The 17,655-nt window shown below is 51.4% G+C and carries 13 protein-coding genes; 7 read left to right on the forward strand and 6 right to left on the reverse strand.

The genetic code is table 11. From position 1 onward, the window contains the following. Position 1: 1 nt before the first annotated feature. Together fucK and fucI are read right to left on the reverse strand one after the other, a co-directional pair. The gene (gene fucK, locus OGV57_RS10930) at positions 2–1,420 is read right to left on the reverse strand and encodes an L-fuculokinase (RefSeq protein WP_054528739.1); all 1,419 of its coding nucleotides are present in this window, start codon (positions 1,418–1,420) and stop codon (positions 2–4) included. Positions 1,421–1,542: 122 nt separating this feature from the next. Continuing rightward, a complete protein-coding gene (fucI, locus tag OGV57_RS10935; RefSeq protein WP_003034050.1) occupies positions 1,543–3,318 on the reverse strand; it encodes an L-fucose isomerase in 1,776 nt (591 codons plus the stop codon). Between the two features lie 464 nt (positions 3,319–3,782). Here fucI and OGV57_RS10940 point away from each other — a divergent pair, with 464 nt between their 5' ends. The 7 genes from OGV57_RS10940 to fucO all read left to right on the forward strand — a co-directional run bounded on the left by OGV57_RS10940 (position 3,783) and on the right by fucO (position 11,957). Then, positions 3,783–5,282 carry a sugar ABC transporter ATP-binding protein gene (locus tag OGV57_RS10940; RefSeq protein WP_003034052.1) on the forward strand — a complete coding sequence of 500 codons (1,500 nt, stop codon included), beginning with the start codon at positions 3,783–3,785 and terminating at the stop codon, positions 5,280–5,282. A gap of 3 nt (positions 5,283–5,285) precedes the next feature. Further along, on the forward strand, positions 5,286–6,269 hold the full coding sequence (locus OGV57_RS10945; RefSeq protein ID WP_003034055.1) for an ABC transporter permease: 984 nt from the start codon (positions 5,286–5,288) through the stop codon (positions 6,267–6,269). Between the two features lie 73 nt (positions 6,270–6,342). Continuing rightward, positions 6,343–7,293, forward strand: a complete 951-nt coding sequence (locus OGV57_RS10950; protein WP_003034057.1) for an ABC transporter substrate-binding protein — start codon at positions 6,343–6,345, stop codon at positions 7,291–7,293. A gap of 53 nt (positions 7,294–7,346) precedes the next feature. After that, complete coding sequence (locus OGV57_RS10955) at positions 7,347–8,927, forward strand: FGGY-family carbohydrate kinase (protein WP_054528738.1); 1,581 nt, start codon at positions 7,347–7,349, stop codon at positions 8,925–8,927. 66 nt (positions 8,928–8,993) lie between these two features. After that, positions 8,994–9,992, forward strand: a complete 999-nt coding sequence (locus tag OGV57_RS10960) for a LacI family DNA-binding transcriptional regulator (protein WP_286531102.1) — start codon at positions 8,994–8,996, stop codon at positions 9,990–9,992. A gap of 141 nt (positions 9,993–10,133) precedes the next feature. Then, a complete protein-coding gene (gene fucA / locus OGV57_RS10965) occupies positions 10,134–10,781 on the forward strand; it encodes an L-fuculose-phosphate aldolase (protein WP_003034062.1) in 648 nt (215 codons plus the stop codon). A gap of 27 nt (positions 10,782–10,808) precedes the next feature. Continuing rightward, positions 10,809–11,957, forward strand: coding sequence for a lactaldehyde reductase (gene fucO, locus OGV57_RS10970; protein WP_054528737.1), 1,149 nt, complete (start codon positions 10,809–10,811; stop codon positions 11,955–11,957). Between the two features lie 76 nt (positions 11,958–12,033). Here fucO and xni read toward each other — a convergent pair whose 3' ends face one another. The 4 genes from xni to ppnN form a co-directional block, all read right to left on the reverse strand. Then, on the reverse strand, positions 12,034–12,789 hold the full coding sequence (gene xni, locus OGV57_RS10975; protein WP_054528736.1) for a flap endonuclease Xni: 756 nt from the start codon (positions 12,787–12,789) through the stop codon (positions 12,034–12,036). Positions 12,790–12,955: 166 nt separating this feature from the next. Continuing rightward, positions 12,956–14,323, reverse strand: coding sequence for an L-serine ammonia-lyase (locus OGV57_RS10980; RefSeq protein WP_003034070.1), 1,368 nt, complete (start codon positions 14,321–14,323; stop codon positions 12,956–12,958). 53 nt (positions 14,324–14,376) lie between these two features. Further along, positions 14,377–15,666 (reverse strand): HAAAP family serine/threonine permease, encoded by a 1,290-nt coding sequence (locus tag OGV57_RS10985; protein WP_003034073.1) that lies wholly within the window; start codon positions 15,664–15,666, stop codon positions 14,377–14,379. A 559-nt stretch (positions 15,667–16,225) separates the two neighbouring features. After that, complete coding sequence (ppnN, locus tag OGV57_RS10990) at positions 16,226–17,590, reverse strand: nucleotide 5'-monophosphate nucleosidase PpnN (RefSeq protein WP_003034076.1); 1,365 nt, start codon at positions 17,588–17,590, stop codon at positions 16,226–16,228. Positions 17,591–17,655: the final 65 nt, after the last annotated feature.

A 17,655-nucleotide genomic window follows, 5' to 3' on the forward strand; every position in this document is an offset into this window, starting at 1 on the left:
GTTACTCGACTCCTGTCAGTTCGGATTCGGTTTGCGGATAGAAGTAACGGTACTGGTAGCGCACCTGTGCACGGGCCTGTTCCGGTGAGGGAAATTCCCTAATGCCTGACCAGGCAAACATTGCGGCGCCTGCGACGGTGGTTTCGGCGTCATCCAGCACTTTGACAGGGATCCCAAGCACATTAGCTTTAATCTGGTTCCACAATGCGTTACGGCTTCCCCCGCCAACCAATAACAATTCAGTGGCCTGGAAATGACCGATTTTTTCCAGCGTGTGTAAATTCCGCTGCAACTGTTCTGTCAGCCCTTCCAGTGCGGCGCGATAAAAATGCCCGCGGGTGGTATTGAGCGTAACCCCTTGCCAACCCGCATTCTGAGAGGTCAGCAGGTCGCAGTGCATCTTGACGCCTTCTGCGCCAGCAGGAATGGACCGGGCTTCGTCAATCAGCGTTTGCCAGGGCGATTCGGCAGTCCAAAACAGCTTACGCACCCATTCAAGCACGCCGGAAGCCAGCCACTGCATGCCGGGATTATACAGCCCGGCATGACTGTCTAATTCACAAGTGGAACCCGCATAATGGCTGAGCAGAGAGGTGTCCACCTGTACGCTGCGTACCATCAGAATTTCCCATGTACCGGAAGAGAGCACCGGTTCGTCTGGCTGAGCTCCCGCGCCAAAGAGCGCAAACTGCGTGTCGTGCCCGGCAGATATCACAGGAATACCCACTGGTAGCCCGAGCAGGCTGGCGGCCTCGTGTTGCAGTACCCCAATCTGTTCGCCCGCTTCCACCAGACGTGGAAACAGTCGGCGCGGTATGCCGGTCGCCTGCAAAATGTCATCACTGAAATCGCGCTGCTGGATGTTCAGCATCTGGCTGGTGCCCGCCATGGTGATATCTGTGGTGAACTCGCCGGTTAAACGGTGGTTGATAAGCGATGAGATAAACAGCCAGGCGTGCGCCTGTTCCAGTAATTGTGGATGGTTTTCTTTCAGCCACACCAGTTTATACAGCGTGTTAAAGCTAAACGCGCCGACGCCGGAGATTTCCTGCAACTGCTGAGGTGACATGTAGCGATGGATATTTTCCATTACTGCTGCGGTGCGTGGGCACTTCCAACTGATTACCGGATATAACTGCCTGCCGTGTTGATCGACCAGCGCACCGTCTACGCCGAAGGTGGTGACGGCGATCCCGCAGATACGGCAATTGGCCAGTTGCGTGGAGAGCCGCTGACAGCAGCCGGCGAAGCGTTGCAAAATGGCTTCCAGCGACCACTGATGCCAGATACCGTTCTCCGCGGCAATATCACTGGCGTTGGGCGTAGAGGCGCGGGCGATAATTTTTCCCTGACGGTCAACGGCTATGGCCCGCACGTTGGTCGCGCCACAGTCGAGGACCAGGATAACCTCTTGTTTCATAATTGCTCCTGGGAGATTACCTATTGCCGGATGGCGGCTTCGCCTTATCCAGCCTACAAAACCGTGCGCTTCGTAGGCCTGATAAGACGCGTAAGCGCCACCATCAGGCAATTGCTCGATGTTTAACGCTTATACAGCGGACCGTAGTTCTGGCAGGCACGATAATCCTGGCCTTCCGTATCCATTCCGTGGGCTGCCCAGGCTGAAGGACGGTAAATTTTCTCGTCTTCCACGTTGTGCATGCAAACCGGGATACGCAGCATGGCGGCCAGAGTGATAAAGTCTGCGCCCACGTGACCAATCGTCAGCACTCCGTGGTTTGCACCCCAGTTAGCCATAACCGAATAGACATCGCTGAACGGGCCTTTACCGGTTAAGCGCGGGGCAAACCAGGTGGTCGGCCAGGTAGAGTTAGTGCGCGCATCGAGCTGGTCATGCATATCTTCCGGTAATTCCACGCTCCAGCCTTCGGCGATTTGCAGTACAGGCCCCAGGCCCTTGATGATGTTGATGCGAGTCATGGTGAACGGCACGCCGCCCTCGGTCAGGAAGCGAGAGGAGTAGCCGCCGCCGCGGAAGTATTCGTGAATAGCCGGACACCATTCGGTTGCCGCCAGGCAATCATCGACCTCTTTTTGCGAGATTTCCCAGTGCGGTTTCATGGTCGGTTTCCCTGCGTCGTCGCGCTGTTTGCAGGAGCCGTCCAGTGCTGCCGAGCCGGAGTTAATCAGGTGAATAATGCCGTGCTCAGCAAGGCCGGTCAGCGGTTTACCCGTGACGCGCTCTACCGCTTCTGGCGACCAGTAGGTGCGCACATCGGCAAAGACCTGCGCCGTGCCGGTGAGTTGATGGCCGAACAGCATCGCCACGCCGTTCAGGCTGTCGTTTTCGGTGGCGACAACGAACGGTTCGCGTATGCCATTCCAGTCAAAGGAGCTGTTGAGCAGCGCTTCGGCGGTATCACCATTCGGATATTGATCGGTCCAGTGACGCTGGCCCTGGAAGCCTGCGGCAATCGCGTTGTATCCCAGCGACTCTTCTACCCGACCTTTGTCGGCCAGCTTCTGGTTACCCTGCATCATGTCGCGAATGCACATGGCCATTAGCAGACTCTCTTTCAGCACCGCACGGCTCTGTTCTGCATTGCGCTTATATTGCTGCGCGTTCTGATCCTCACCGTAGCGGAAGTTTTTGTCCGCCCACGCCAGCGCCATTTCCAGCTCAGCTTCGTCATAGATTTTTTGGTCGATGCGACGACGCAGTTCGGTCATATCAACGGGTTGAACTTTCATTCCCAGCCAGGATTCAAAGAAGTTATGATCGACAATAGAGCCGGCAATACCCATTGAAACGCCGCCTACGGACAGGTAGGTTTTGCCTTTCATACCGGCGACGGCTAAGCCCGCGCGGGCAAAGCGCAGCAATTTTTCTTCCACATCGGCAGGGATCGTGGTGTCGCCGGCGTCCTGTACGTCATGGCCGTAAATAGAGAAGGCAGGAAGTCCTTTTTGATTATGCGCAGCCAGCGCGGCGGCCAGATAAACGGCCCCCGGACGTTCTGTACCGTTGAAACCCCAGATAGCTTTCGGCCGCATTGGATCCATGTCGATGGTTTCGCTACCGTAGCACCAGCATGGGGTCACTGTGATGGTCACGCCCACATTCAGACTGCTGAATTTTTCTTCGCAGGCGGCAGATTCCGCCATCCCGGCGATACAGGTGTCGGCAATGACACATTCAATTTGCGCGCCGCAGGCGTGACGAAGTTTCTCAGCGATCAGCGCAGCGGTGGCTTTAGCCATATTCATGGTTTGCTCTTCGAGCGATTCACGAACACCCATACGGCGCCCATCAATCACCGGACGAATGCCAATTTTCGGTAAGCTATTTTTTTTCATTCGAGGTTCCTCATCTCACTTTATGCCGTGCTGCAAAAGCGGATGTTGAACACCACCGTCGCAGTTGGCTGAATAACTCATTTTTGCTAACTCGAGTTAGCTTAGGTATTAGAGAGTTTTTTGCACAACTTTTTTGTTGTGGAACTGTGAGAGGCTTCACGAGAAGTGGTTAAAATTCGATCTGTGTCAAATAAACCAGAACGCATATTTTTGTATAAATTCTTTTAAATTAAGTATTTGCAATAAATTGTTTGTTCAGCGTCACAGATTTAAACCAAATGATTTGGCTAATTTGAGTAGCTAAAATAGCTTTAAAAGGCACTTCGCTAACTCGAGTTAGCATGATTGATAAAACGCATATGAACGTATAAGTAGTATTCGCATTAACGGTGACGATGGCTTCCTGGCAACGTTTTTTCGCCTGATTCACTGATTGCAGTTTCTGTATATTGAGGAAAGCAGCAATGTCTGAAACATTTTTACAGATGAGTCATATTACGAAACGTTTTCCCGGCGTATTAGCGTTGAGTAATGTGGATTTTGCTTTACGCAAAGGCGAGGTTCATGCGCTGCTGGGTGAGAATGGCGCAGGAAAGTCTACGTTGATGAAGATTTTATCCGGTGTTTATCAGCCAGATGAAGGAGATATTATTTTTGAAGGGCAATCTGTTTCTTTTGCGAACCCGTTGAGCGCACAAAGCGCAGGTATCACGATTATTCACCAGGAATTTAATCTTTTCCCTGAACTCACGGTAGAAGAAAATATTTTTATTGGCAGGGAGTTTTGCAAAAATAACCGCTGGCGTCTGGATGAAAAACAACAGCGACAGGCTGCTATCGATATTTTGCAAAAATTAAACCTGAATATCTCCCCAGAAACGCTGGTGGCCGATCTGACCGTCGCGCAACAACAAATGGTTGAGATTGCTAAAGCGATATCGGTGAATGCTAAGATCCTTATTATGGATGAACCGACGGCGGCACTGACGGAAACGGAAATCGACAGCTTATTTCAGGTAACCCGTTTGCTGAAAGAACAGGGGACGGGCATTGTTTATATCTCGCACAGGCTGGAGGAACTGGCGCTGATAGCCGATCGTGCGACGGTGATGCGTGATGGTCAGTTTATTGCCACTGTAGATTATGATGCGGTTAAAATTAGCGACCTGATTGCCATGATGGTTGGGCGGGACCTCGGCAATATCTATCCTCGTCGTGGACCTTTGGCTCAACGTAAGCCGGTGTTGGAAGTCAGCGGTCTGACTCGCAATGGTGTACTGAACAACATTGATTTCACCCTGTATCAGGGCGAAATATTGGGCTTTGCCGGTCTGATGGGCGCAGGGCGTACCGAGCTGGCGCGGGCGATTTTTGGCGCGGATCCCATTGATGGCGGTACCCTCAAGCTAAACGGAAAAGTGACGGTAATTAAAGATATTCCTGATGCTATCCAACAGGGTATCAGCTATTTAACCGAGGACAGAAAAAAAGAGGGACTGGCATTAGGACTGTCCGTTGAGCGTAATATTATGTTGGGCAATTATCCTGAATATTCCGACCGCTATGGCAATGTGGACAGCAAACGTTGTCAGAAAACCAGCGAGGAACAGGTTAAAGCCCTACGGATTAAAACACCACATTTAGAGCAGGCGGCACTGAATTTAAGTGGCGGTAATCAGCAGAAAATTATTATTGCCAGATGGGTATGTAAAGATACCGATATTCTCATCTTTGACGAACCCACTCGCGGTATTGATGTGGGGGCCAAACTTGAAATTTATGAATTAATGAATCGACTGGTGGCAAAAGGGAAGTCAATTATCATGATTTCCTCTGAATTACCGGAAGTGCTGGGTATGTGCGATCGCATTTTGGTTATGCGTAATGGACGTATTACCGGGGAGTTAGCTTCTGATGACGCCACACAAGAAAAAATCATGCAATACGCGACGTTAGAGGACTAATTTATGACTATCTCTGTAACCTCTTCAGACAGCAATAATAAGAAAATAAAAATTAACAAAGAACTTTTAATGCGCCTGGCACCGCTTCTGAGTCTGATTATTTTAGTAATATTTTTTAGTTTTGGTTCGCCATTTTTCTTTAACACTGAAAACATCATGACAATTGCCTTGCAAACGTCAGTGATTGGCATCATGGCAATTGGCGTTACCTTTGTCATTATCACTTCAGGAATCGATCTTTCTCTTGGCTCGGTAGTGGCCTTTTCTGGTGTTGCGGTAGGCATCAGCGCCACGCTGGGATTGCCTCTGCCCGTATGTATTCTGGCGGGGGTGCTGGCCGGGGGATTATGCGGCTATATCAACGGCCTGCTGGTTACCAAAATGACTATCCCGCCTTTTATCGCCACGCTGGGCCTGATGATGTCAGTCAGAGGCATCAATATGGTGATGACCGATGGTCGTGCGATTTATTTCGCTGATTACCCCACCTTCAAAATGCTGGCCCAGGGACGTTTGTTCGATGTGCTGCCATATCCCGTTTTTTACCTGGTGGTGGTGGCGTTAATTGCCGCCTACATCCTGAAGAAAACGGTGATTGGTCGCTATGTTTACGCCGTGGGTAGCAATGAGGTAGCCGCACATCTTTCCGGTATTAAAGTTCAGCGCGTCAAAATTTTCGTCTACGCCTTTTGTGGTCTGCTGACTGGGATTGCCGGGGTGATTCTGGCTTCTCGTTTGAACTCAGGACAACCAACGGTCGGCGTGGGGTATGAGCTGGAAGCCATCGCGGCGGTTGTTATTGGCGGTACGAGCCTAATGGGCGGAATTGGTACCATCGGCGGCACGATCATCGGCGCATTCATTATGAGCGTGCTGAAGAATGGTCTGAACCTGATGGGCGTCTCCCAGTTCTGGCAAATGGTTGCCATGGGCGTGGTGGTCATTGCCGCGGTTTATCTCGATACATTACGCAAAAAAATTCGTTGATTTACGCTCCCGGAAGTCACGGGGCATCATAACCCTGACGTTTAGGGTGACTCACTCAGAACGGAGTAAAACAATGAGAACCAGGAATTTTGTCTATGCGTTATCCCTGTTGGCCTGTATGACATCCAGCGTATTGGCTAAAGATATGAACCTTCCGGTGGTCAGTAAAGGTTTCCAGCATGAATTCTGGCAAACCGTGAAAATGGGGACGGAAGCGGCAGCAAAAGAGTTGGGCGATAAAACCAGCTATGTTGGCCCGGCGGATGAAACTCAAATTGCTGAGCAGATTCAGTTGGTTGAAAACGCGATGGCGCAAAAACCCAATGGATTATTACTGGCAGCGTTAGATGCCAACGCGCTTGCGCCATTAGTAGAGACCGCAAATTCACGCGGCATTAAAGTTGTGACGTTTGACTCCGGCGTGAATTCCGATATTCCGGTGAGCTTTGTCGCCACGAATAACCGTAAAGCCGGTGCAGAAGCCGCAGATGCGCTGGCAGCGGAAGTGGGCAGCAAAGGAAAAGTGGGCATTATTGCGCACGTAGCGGGGACCTCCTCAGCGATTGAGCGTTCGGAAGGGTTTATTGCCCGTATGAAGGAGAAATATCCGGATATTCAGGTGCTACCGGTCCAGTACAGTGATGGCGATCCGCAAAAGGCGATGGATAAAACCATCGATATGATCCAGGCCAATCCTGATATTGCAGGGATTTATGGCACGAATGAAGGTTCAACGCTGGGCGTAGCAAACGCTATTGATAGTCAGAACCTGAAAGGCAAAGTGAAAGTGATTGGTTTTGATAGCACAGAGGCAATTATTGCCTTCCTGAAGTCCGGAGTGATTCAGGGATTTGTGGTGCAGGACGCTTATCAGATTGGCTACCAGGGTATCAAGACGCTGAATGCAGCGGTATCGGGTCAGTCTGTACCGAAAGAGATTGATATTCCGGTGAAATTTGTCAGTGCGAAGAACATTGATACCCCGGAAATTGACAAATTGTTACACCCATTTGGTAAAAAATAAGACCGTTGGGGCGAGGTGCTCGCCCCATCATTAGCCAGCGTCAGGGAGTTACTATGGGCAGTGGATATTTCCTCGGTGTGGATGTCGGTTCCGCCAGCGTCAGGGCTGGTGTCTTTGATGCCAGTGGCACACGGCTGGCTTTTGCGACACGCCCCATCTCGCAGTTTCGACCCGGTCCTGAGCGGGTTGAGCAGTCATCTGCAGAAATCTGGCAGCAGGTTTGCCAGGCAGTGAAGGAGGCGGTGTCGTCATCCGGGGTTTGTATTGAGGATATTCGCTCATTGGGATTTGATGCCACCTGCTCCTTAGTTGCCCTCGATGAACACGGGCGGGGCCTGGCGGTTTCACCAGGCGAACCGTCAGACCATAACATCATCATGTGGATGGATCATCGTGCGTCGCAGGAGACGCAGCGTATTAACGCCACGCAGGATCCGTCTCTACGCTACGTTGGCGGTGAAGTCAGCGTCGAAATGGAGCTTCCCAAAGTGCTATGGCTGAAAAAACATTTTCCAGCCACCTGGGAGAGCGCACATCGCTTCTACGATCTGGCGGACTTTCTGGTCTCTAAAGCTACCGCTAATGATGTTGCAGGACTGTGCACGCTGACCTGTAAATGGAACTATCTGGCACATGAACAACGCTTCAGCCACTCCCTGCTCGACGCCGTTGGATTAACGGATTTGTTGGGCAAAATCCCGTCGCGTATTCTTCCGCCAGGCGCTGGCGTTGGAACGCTTAGCAGCGATTCGGCCCAGGCGCTGGGGCTGACGACTGCAGTGGTCGTCGCCAGCGGTATGATTGATGCCCATGCTGGCGGAGTTGCGCTTGCCGGGGTTGAGCCTGAGGGGACGTTGGCGCTGATTAGCGGAACGTCAAATTGCCATATGCTGTGCAGCGAGCAGGAAATTCATACGCCAGGTGTTTGGGGGCCTTATTGGTCAGCCATGCTGCCAGGCTACTGGCTGACGGAAGGGGGGCAGAGTGCTGCTGGGGCGTTAGTCGACTGGACGCTTCAGGAATCAGGAGCCAGTGCTGAGCTGTTTCACAAAGCTGAGGCCCGGGGCTGCCATCCCATTGTTTTAGTTAATGAATGGGTTGCCGCACTTGAGGAGCAGGGGTCTGAGCCTGGTCGTTATCTGCATGTGCTTGCCGATCACCACGGTAATCGTTCGCCGCGCGCAAGGCCCGATGCTCGAGGCAGCATCTGTGGTTTGACGCTGGAACGAGGTGAGATGCAGGTAGCTCGTCTGTATCTGGCGACATTACAGGCGATCGCCTGCGGTACGCGGCATATTATGGAAGTGATGCGTGAAAACGGTCACACCATTTCCCGACTGACGCTGTGCGGCGGCGCAACGCATAACCCACTGTGGATGAGGGAATATGCCGATGCTACCGGATGCGATATTCATCTTATGCAGGAAGAGGATGCGGTGACGTTAGGTGCGGCTATCACTGGCGCGGTAGCATGCGGCGCGTGGGCAACTATACCGTCCGCATGCCGGGCGATGGTTCGTTCGGGCGAGGTGATTAAGGCGAACCCGGCGCGGCGGAACTTCTATGATCGCAAATACCAGGCTTATCTGATGTTGTGGGAGCAGCAGCAGGCGATTAACCAACTTATGCAGTAAGACAAAAGTTTAAAATACTTTTATGATTGTAGATTGACGTTTTTGGATGTGGACTGGGGCATATAGATGGCTAAAACAGTAGAACAGATAGCCAGCGATCTGAATTTATCGGTTACGACCGTACGACTGGTGCTGAACGGGAAAGCAGAGCAATATCGAATCAGTGTCAAAACCCAAACGCGTATTAATGAATATGTCGAGCGCTATGGTTACGTCATTAACCATTCAGCACGTAGCCTGAAATTAAATAAAACGGATACTTTGGGATTGATTGTACCCAATATTTCCAACGTCTTTTTTGCCACACTCGCAGAAAAACTTGAGCAACGCTGTCGTCGTTCAGGTTATCAGTTAACGATTAGCTGTACCTATGACGATGTTGATTACGAAAATAAACTGACCAAAGCGTTAATCGCCCGTAATGTCGATGGCCTTTTTATTGTTCCCTCAACGTTAGAGAATCAGCAACACCATTTACGTCAGGTCAGAAAACCGATGGTGTTACTTGACCGTGATTTTAAGTATACCGATAACGCACTGGTAGAAAGTCATAACATCTTGGGCGGCGAGAAATTGACGCAGAGTCTGTTTGACGCTGGAAAGTCGCCAATCTGGTTTTTAGTGGGGGATACCGGATTACCCAGCATTGGTGATCGTTTGCAAGGTTATCTTAATGCATTGAACAATAATGGTATTTCACATAGAGATTGGGTGCGTGAAGGTCCGGACAACACACCTGAAAGTGGTTATCGACTGATGGATGAGTTGATCGGCGAACAGGGCTGTCCGCAGGCGTTTATCGCCTCATCATTACCGGTACTGGAGGGGGCCATTAACGCTATTCGTAATCGTTTGGGCACAATTCCACCGGAAATTAATATTGGGACATTCGATGAACACCCAATGCTGGGATTCCTCGCCAATAATGTCTGGTCAATGCAACAGGATGAAAATGTCTGGGCGGAAAAAGCATTCGATATGATGATGAGTGCTATTGATGATCACCCAATTAAAGAAACTGTAAAAGTTGAGATGAAACTTATTAAGCGCGTAAGACAACCTTAATATTTCGCTATAAATAAATCGGCCAACTGAATCTGAATAAATACGTTCAGTGGCTGCCTGTACCTGAAACCTGACCCGTCTTATTCTGCGGCTGCATTTTTCGCAATAAAGACGAGGGGAAACTGTACCCGGAGAATCATTATGGAAAGAATGCGTTTGTCGCGAGAAATCATTGAAACCTGTCTGGAAATGACCAGCCTTGGATTGAATCAGGGGACGGCGGGAAATGTGAGTGCGCGTTATGAAAACGGGATGCTGATCACGCCCAGCGGTATTCCTTACGAAAGACTTACTGAAAACATGATCGTGTATGTAGATAACGACGGGAAATATGATAAAGGACAATTACCCTCCAGTGAATGGCGTTTTCACCTGGCGGCATACCAGACGCGTCCGGATGCCAATGCGGTTGTCCATAACCATGCCGTACACTGCACGGCCGTTTCAATTCTTAATCGCCCTATCCCGGCAATTCACTACATGATTGCAGCGGCGGGGGGGAACTCTATTCCGTGTGCGCCTTATGCGACGTTTGGTACACGAGAGCTGTCAGAGCATGTGAGCGTCGCCCTGAAAAACCGTAAGGCAACGCTTTTACAGCACCATGGGTTGATTGCTTGCGAAGCGAATTTGGAAAAAGCACTGTGGTTGGCGCATGAAGTGGAAGTTCTGGCCCGTCTGTACCTGAGCACGCTGGCGATTGTTGATCCGGTGCCGGTGCTGGATGACGAGGAGATCGCTATTGTGCTGGAGAAATTCAAATCTTACGGATTACGCATTGAAGAGTAATTTCGCATAGCGAAAAGGAGAAATACAATGGCGAACAGAATGATTCTGAATGAAACGGCATGGTTTGGCCGGGGGGCTGTTGGCGCATTAACCGATGAAGTTATTCGTCGCGGTTATCGCAAAGCGTTGATTGTGACTGATAAAAATCTGGTGCAGTGCGGCGTTGTTGAGAAAGTGACTACCCGAATGGATGCTGTAGGTCTGGCATGGGAAATCTATTCAGGCGTTATTCCTAATCCAACCATTGCGGTAGTGCAGGAAGGATTGAGTGTCTTTCAGCAAAGCGGCGCAGACTATCTGATAGCAATCGGCGGAGGCTCCCCGCAGGATACCTGTAAGGCGATTGGCATTATCAATAATAATCCTGAGTTTGCTGATGTACGTAGCCTTGAAGGGTTATCGCCGACACGCAACCCAAGTGTGCCGGTTATGGCTATCCCAACCACCGCGGGAACAGCGGCGGAAGTGACCATTAACTACGTGATCACTGACGAAGAGAATCGGCGTAAGTTTGTTTGTGTCGATCCACATGACATCCCGCAGGTGGCGTTCATCGATGCTGATATGATGGACGGCATGCCTGCTGCATTAAAAGCGGCTACTGGGGTAGATGCACTGACTCATGCCATTGAAGGTTACATCACCCGGGCAGCGTGGGCGCTTACCGATGCGCTGCACATTAAAGCCATCGAAATTATTGCCGGGTCATTGCGCGGTTCCGTTGCGGGTGACAGCCAGGCGGGTGAAGCGATGGCCCTGGGCCAGTACGTTGCCGGGATGGGCTTCTCCAACGTTGGTCTGGGATTAGTGCATGGCATGGCACACCCGTTAGGCGCGTTCTACAACACGCCGCACGGCATCGCGAATGCCATTTTGCTGCCGCACGTGATGCACTATAACGCCGAATTCACTGGGGAAAAATTCCGCGATATTGCCCGGGTAATGGGGGTTAAGGTTGAAGGACTGACGTTGGCGCAAGCACGCAAAGCGGCAGTGGATGCTGTCTTCGCCCTTAATCGCGATGTAGGGATCCCACTGCACTTACGCGATGTTGGCGTCCGTAAAGAGGATATTCCTGCGCTGGCGCAGGCCGCATTTGACGATGTTTGTACCGGGGGAAATCCGCGTGAAGCGAGCCTTGGGGATATCGTCGAGCTGTACCATACTGCCTGGTAATCACCTGGCGTTTATCTGGCCTACAGGGTTATACGTTAAGTAGGCCGGATAAGCGCAGCGTCATCCGAAAATAAGACTACCGTGCCAGCCGTAGCTGCTGTAGGTTTCCGTCGATATGTAAGTCCGTTTGCAGCCGCGCGATATCGCGGCACAAAAACGCCATCTCCCGATGTTCTTCGAGTTTCTTACGCCATTTCTCCGGTACGTCATCCAGATGTTCATACAGTGCTTCCAGCGTTGGAAACTGCGTCAACAATTGTGTGGCGCTTTTAGGACCAATACCGGCAACCCCAGGTATCTTAGAACTGCTGATCCCTGCCAGTCCCCAGTAATCAGGCAACTGTTGCGGCAGTACGCCGAACTCTTTCTCGATAAACGGCGCATCCAGCCAGCGTTTCTGGAAATAATCGCGAATACGCAGCGTTGGGGAGAGTAGCTGACAATAGCCTTTATCGGTTGAGACGATGGTTGCCTGATGTCCGGCCTGGCTAACTTTCACCGCCAGAGTTGCGGCTAAATCATCGGCTTCATTCCCGCTGGATTCCCAGCAGCAGACACCGCGCTGTTCAAAAGCGGCGCGTAAGGCGGGTATTTCCTTGTGTAAATCGTCAGGCATTGGCGGGCGACCGGCTTTGTAGTCAGGTAAGCGTTGGTGACGCCAGCCGCTGTTGCGTGCTTCGTCATCAAATACCGCCACGGCGTGTGTGGGCTGACTGTGCACAATCAACTGATCGAGCGCGTGCTGGCACGTCTCCACGCAGGGGGAGCCCTGTACGGCGTGAATTCGGCGGATAAGATTCAGTGCATCGACAATGAGCAGATGGACGGCCACGGTGTTCTCCCTAACAAATCAGTCTGTAGGGTAACATTCACGGCGAGTGGAGGCGAAGATCTGATACAACATTTTGCCGGATGGCGGCTGAAGCCTTATCCGGCCTACAAATGAATACGGCACTGTAGGCCGGATAAGCTTGCGCCATCCGGCAATGGGGGGGGACTTAATCGCAGGTGACAATTTTCATTGCCAAACCGCCGCGAGATGTTTCGCGGTATTTGGCATTCATGTCTTTACCGGTTTCGTACATGGTCTCGATAACTTTATCGAGGCACACGCGTGGCTCACTGGTACGGCGCAGCGCCATACGTGCGGCGTTCACCGCTTTCACGGACGCGATCGCGTTACGTTCAATGCACGGTACTTGTACCTGGCCGGCAACCGGATCGCAGGTCAGACCCAGGTTATGTTCCATACCGATTTCCGCTGCGATGCACACCTGCATTGGACTACCACCCAGCAGTTCAGCCAGACCAGCCGCTGCCATGGAGCAGGCCACGCCAACTTCACCCTGACAGCCGACTTCGGCACCAGAGATAGAGGCGTTCATCTTATACAGTGAACCAATGGCGCTCGCGACCAACATATAGCGTGCCAGAGAGTTAGCGTTCACTTCACGGATAAACTTGTCGTAATACGCCAGTACGGCAGGAACAATCCCGCATGCACCGTTGGTTGGCGCGGTAACCACACGTCCACCAGCAGCGTTTTCTTCGTTCACGGCCAGCGCGAACATGTTGATCCAGTCAACAACCGCCATCGGGTCAGTGGTGGTTTTGTCGCTGCTGACCAGCATGCGACGCAGCGCAGCAGCACGACGCGGAACGCGCAGTTTGCCCGGCAATACACCTTCGGTGGTGATGCCGCGCTCAATCCCGCTACGCATCACTTCCCAGACGTTAGCAAAGTGCTGTTCCAGCTCTTCTTTACTGTGCAGGGCCAGTTCGTTTTGCATCATCAGACCGGAAAGTGACAGGCCGGTTTCCTGGCAATGACGTTGCAAATCAGCTGCGGATTTATACGGATACGGCACGTTTACCGGAGAGTTGTTCGGTAAACCAAAATGTTCTTCATCAACGATGAACCCACCGCCAATGGAATAGTAAGTCTGGCTGTAAATGGCTTTTTCGCCCGCCAGTGCGGTAATACGCATCCCGTTTTCGTGCAGGGACAAATTGTCCGCATGGAAATTCATGCACTTGTCGACCGGGAACTCGACCTCATGTTGACCGTCTGCCAGCAGCAAACGCCCATGAGTATTCACATCCTGGATAAAGGAAGGGATGGCATCAATGTCTACGGTATCCGGCAGATTACCCGCCAGGCCCATAATAATCGCGATGTCGGTATGGTGACCTTTCCCCGTCAGAGACAAGGAGCCATAGACATCAACCACTACGCGGGTTACGTCAGTGAGAATTCCGCGTGCAATCAGGTCATCCGTGAATTGTTTGCCTGCTTTCATCGGGCCAACAGTGTGGGAGCTGGAAGGGCCAATGCCGATTTTGAAAATATCGAATACGCTAATCATGAGGCGTCCATTGTGTATCGAGATGCGCCGCCCCGAAGAGCGGCGCAGGGGAATTAACTGAACAGAGAGTAGAAAATAGCGGAGATAGCGATCAGGCCCATAATCACAACGAAGACGTTGCTGATATGGCCGCTGTACTTACGCATTGCCGGTACTTTCTGGATGGCATACATCGGCATCAGGAACAGAATCATCGCGATGATTGGGCCACCCAGGGTCTCAATCATACCGAGGATGCTCGGGTTCAGTGTCGCCACAATCCAGGTGGTTACCAGCATGAACAGTGCAGTGATTTTGTTCAGTTTGTTGATTTCGATGGATTTGCCTTTGCCGCGCAGAGACTTAATCACCATCCCGTTGAAGCCTTCACGTGCGCCCAGGTAGTGGCCGAGGAAGGATTTGGTGATAGCGATAATCGCGATGATCGGTGCCATCCAGGCAATAATCGGCGCGTTAAAGTGGTTCGCCAGGTAAGACAGAATCGAGATGTTCTGCTCTTTTGCTGCTGCCAGGTCCGCCGGGGTCAGGCTGAATACACAGCTGAAGACGAAGAACATAACGGTCAGTACCATCATGATGTGAGCGAATGCCAGAATCTTGGAGCATTTCTTCTCAGCTTCATCACCGTACTCTTCACGCTTCGCCACGGCGAAGGAGGAGATGATCGGGGAGTGGTTGAAGGAGAACACCATTACCGGAATCGCCAGCCACAGGGTCAACAGCAGGCCGTTCCCGGTGGTTGCCGCAGAGTCAAAAGACATGGTTTCCAGAATCGCACCGCTCCACTGAGGGATCAGATACAGCGCCAGCAGCATCAGAGCCGCAACGAACGGGAATACCAGGATGCTCATCGCCTTAACGATCATCTGCTCACCGAAGCGCACGATGGTCATCATGCCGACAATCAGGATCAGAGACAGGATTGCACGCGGCGGAGGAGTAATCGCCAGCTGATGGGTCAGGAAGCTTTCAACGGTATTGGTGATTGCTACGCTGTAAACCAACAGAATCGGGTAGATAGCGAAGAAGTAGAGCAGGGTAATCAGTTTACCTGCGCCAACGCCGAAGTGTTCTTCTACAACTTCGGTGATGTCTTCACCCGGATTTTTACCGGACAGCACAAAGCGAGTCAGACCGCGGTGTGCAAAGAAGGTCATTGGGAAGGCAAGGATTGCCATGATGATCAGCGGGATCATACCGCCTACGCCTGCGTTGATCGGCAGGAACAATACACCCGCGCCAATCGCCGTGCCGTAAAGGCCCAGCATCCACATGGTGTCTGTCTTGCGCCATGCGCTGCGGGTCTGGCCCGTAACGATAGTGCTGGTTTGAGTGTTTTCCATCTATTTCTCCTGGAGGAAGCTTAAAAAGCCGGGTTTGAGGTCAATCCAATGAGAAAGTACCCGGCTGTAAATCGAAATTCGTTGAGCGATTTTTATATAATTTTTCGCCGTAATAATTTTCGGGCGGAAAGATACATTTTAGTAATGAATGTATCAGTGATCGGGATCCCAAATGCAATAATCCACCTTTTATGTGGATAAATTTGGGCCATTAATCTGTTAAAAAATAGTCAAAGCGAATTTACGGGCGCGAAGGCTAACATTAACGACATATCTCATGAAAGCGAAGGCGCGAAGATAGGCGTGTTCAGCTGTAAAAACTGTTGTTTTTAGATGATTTCGGCGACTAATAATAATTTACTAAGATAAATCACGGTTGGTTTTTCAAGGTAATCGTTTGCGTGGCACGCTGTTTTTAATGAATCATCACTGGTATTTATGTGATTGTCAGAGCTATGTGACTGGTATCACTAAAAAAACCGGGAGGCAAATGCGCCAAACCCGGCTTTGATATGGACAAAACTGTCATCGCTATAGTGCTGCTAGCGGGTGTAGAAGGTTAGGCGCAGATCTCGTAACAAGGGATATACGCAGTGCCCGGTAACTTCATACGATGTTGTGCAACAAAGCCCTGCAGGAGATCGTCCATGCGGCGCATCATTTCGCGGTCACCGTGGATTTTGTACGGGCCAAACTCTTCAATAGCGCGGATGCCGACTTCCTTCACGTTACCAGCCACAATACCGGAGAATGCGCGACGTAGATCGGCCGCCAGTACTTCAACGGGTTGATCCGGGTACAGCTTCAGGTTGGCCATGTTTTCATGGGACGGTTCGAACGGCATCTGCAGATCGGGCGCGATACGAATCGACCAGTTAAAGCTGTAAGCATCACCTGTGTCGCGACGGTTTTCTTTCACCAGCGGCATCGCTTTTTTCATCAGACGCGCCACTTCCGCTGCATCGTCAATGATAATGCGATAGTGGCGACGCGCATCTTCCCCCAGCGTGTGCACGATAAATTCGTCCAGTACGCGGAAGTAATCCGCACTCTCTTTTGGTCCGGTCAGGATCAGTGGTAGAACCTGATCTTTGTTGGCCGGATTCATCAGGATCCCCAGCAGATACAGCAGCTCTTCCGCTGTCCCTACGCCACCCGGGAAGATGATAATACCGTGGGCGATACGCACGAACGCTTCCAGACGTTTTTCAATGTCCGGCATGATGATCAGTTCGTTTACCAGCGGGTTAGGCGGTTCAGCGGCGATGATTGACGGTTCGGTCATGCCAATAAAGCGGCTGTCTTTGTATCGCTGCTGGGCGTGGCCTACCGCAGCGCCTTTCATTGGCGCTTCCATCGCCCCTGGACCGCAGCCGGTACAGATGTTCAGTTCGCGCAGGCCCAACTGGGTGCCGACGCGACGAGCGTACAGGTACTCATTTTCGTTGATTGAGTGACCGCCCCAACAGACGACCATGTTCGGCGCTTCACCGACGTGCAGCGCCCGGGCATTACGCAGGATCGAGAATACCAGGTTGGTGATATGGACCGAGCTTTCGAGATCCAGATGCTGAAAACGACCGGCGTTATGGATCTGGCCATTGACGAACAGAATGTCGCGCAGCACGGCAAACAGGTTAGCCTGTAGCGCACGAATAATGCGTCCATCAACAAACGCATCTTCAGGTGGGTTGATCAGTTCCAGCTTCACGCCCCGTTCGCGGCGCAGTACGTTAATATCGAAACTTTCAAAGCGTGACAGCAGTTCTTTACTGTTGTCGGTCAAACTGCCGGAGTTCAGAACGGCAAGCGAACAGTTACGAAACAGTTGATACAGGTCGCTGCTGGCCGTGCGTTTAAGCATATCGACTTCCAGCTGCGACAACATGTCCATTGAGCCAAGCGGGCTAATATGTGTAATCAAGTAAACTCCTTATGGGACGCAACACGTCATTCCCTGTGATTACAATAGCCCTGGCTTATGACCTT

Origin of the sequence: Citrobacter sp. Cf087 (genome assembly GCF_030334285.1) — a bacterium.
Classification (GTDB): Bacteria; Pseudomonadota; Gammaproteobacteria; order Enterobacterales; family Enterobacteriaceae; genus Citrobacter; species Citrobacter freundii.

What these genes read in the sequence shown, in the direction of transcription:
- fucK (WP_054528739.1), bottom strand. Translation starts at nt 1,420, where the DNA reads ATGAAACAAGAGGTTATCCTGGTCCTCGACTGTGGCGCGACCAACGTG.
- fucI (WP_003034050.1), bottom strand. Translation starts at nt 3,318, where the DNA reads ATGAAAAAAAATAGCTTACCGAAAATTGGCATTCGTCCGGTGATTGAT.
- OGV57_RS10940 (WP_003034052.1), top strand. Translation starts at nt 3,783, where the DNA reads ATGTCTGAAACATTTTTACAGATGAGTCATATTACGAAACGTTTTCCC.
- OGV57_RS10945 (WP_003034055.1), top strand. Translation starts at nt 5,286, where the DNA reads ATGACTATCTCTGTAACCTCTTCAGACAGCAATAATAAGAAAATAAAA.
- OGV57_RS10950 (WP_003034057.1), top strand. Translation starts at nt 6,343, where the DNA reads ATGAGAACCAGGAATTTTGTCTATGCGTTATCCCTGTTGGCCTGTATG.
- OGV57_RS10955 (WP_054528738.1), top strand. Translation starts at nt 7,347, where the DNA reads ATGGGCAGTGGATATTTCCTCGGTGTGGATGTCGGTTCCGCCAGCGTC.
- OGV57_RS10960 (WP_286531102.1), top strand. Translation starts at nt 8,994, where the DNA reads ATGGCTAAAACAGTAGAACAGATAGCCAGCGATCTGAATTTATCGGTT.
- fucA (WP_003034062.1), top strand. Translation starts at nt 10,134, where the DNA reads ATGGAAAGAATGCGTTTGTCGCGAGAAATCATTGAAACCTGTCTGGAA.
- fucO (WP_054528737.1), top strand. Translation starts at nt 10,809, where the DNA reads ATGGCGAACAGAATGATTCTGAATGAAACGGCATGGTTTGGCCGGGGG.
- OGV57_RS10980 (WP_003034070.1), bottom strand. Translation starts at nt 14,323, where the DNA reads ATGATTAGCGTATTCGATATTTTCAAAATCGGCATTGGCCCTTCCAGC.
- OGV57_RS10985 (WP_003034073.1), bottom strand. Translation starts at nt 15,666, where the DNA reads ATGGAAAACACTCAAACCAGCACTATCGTTACGGGCCAGACCCGCAGC.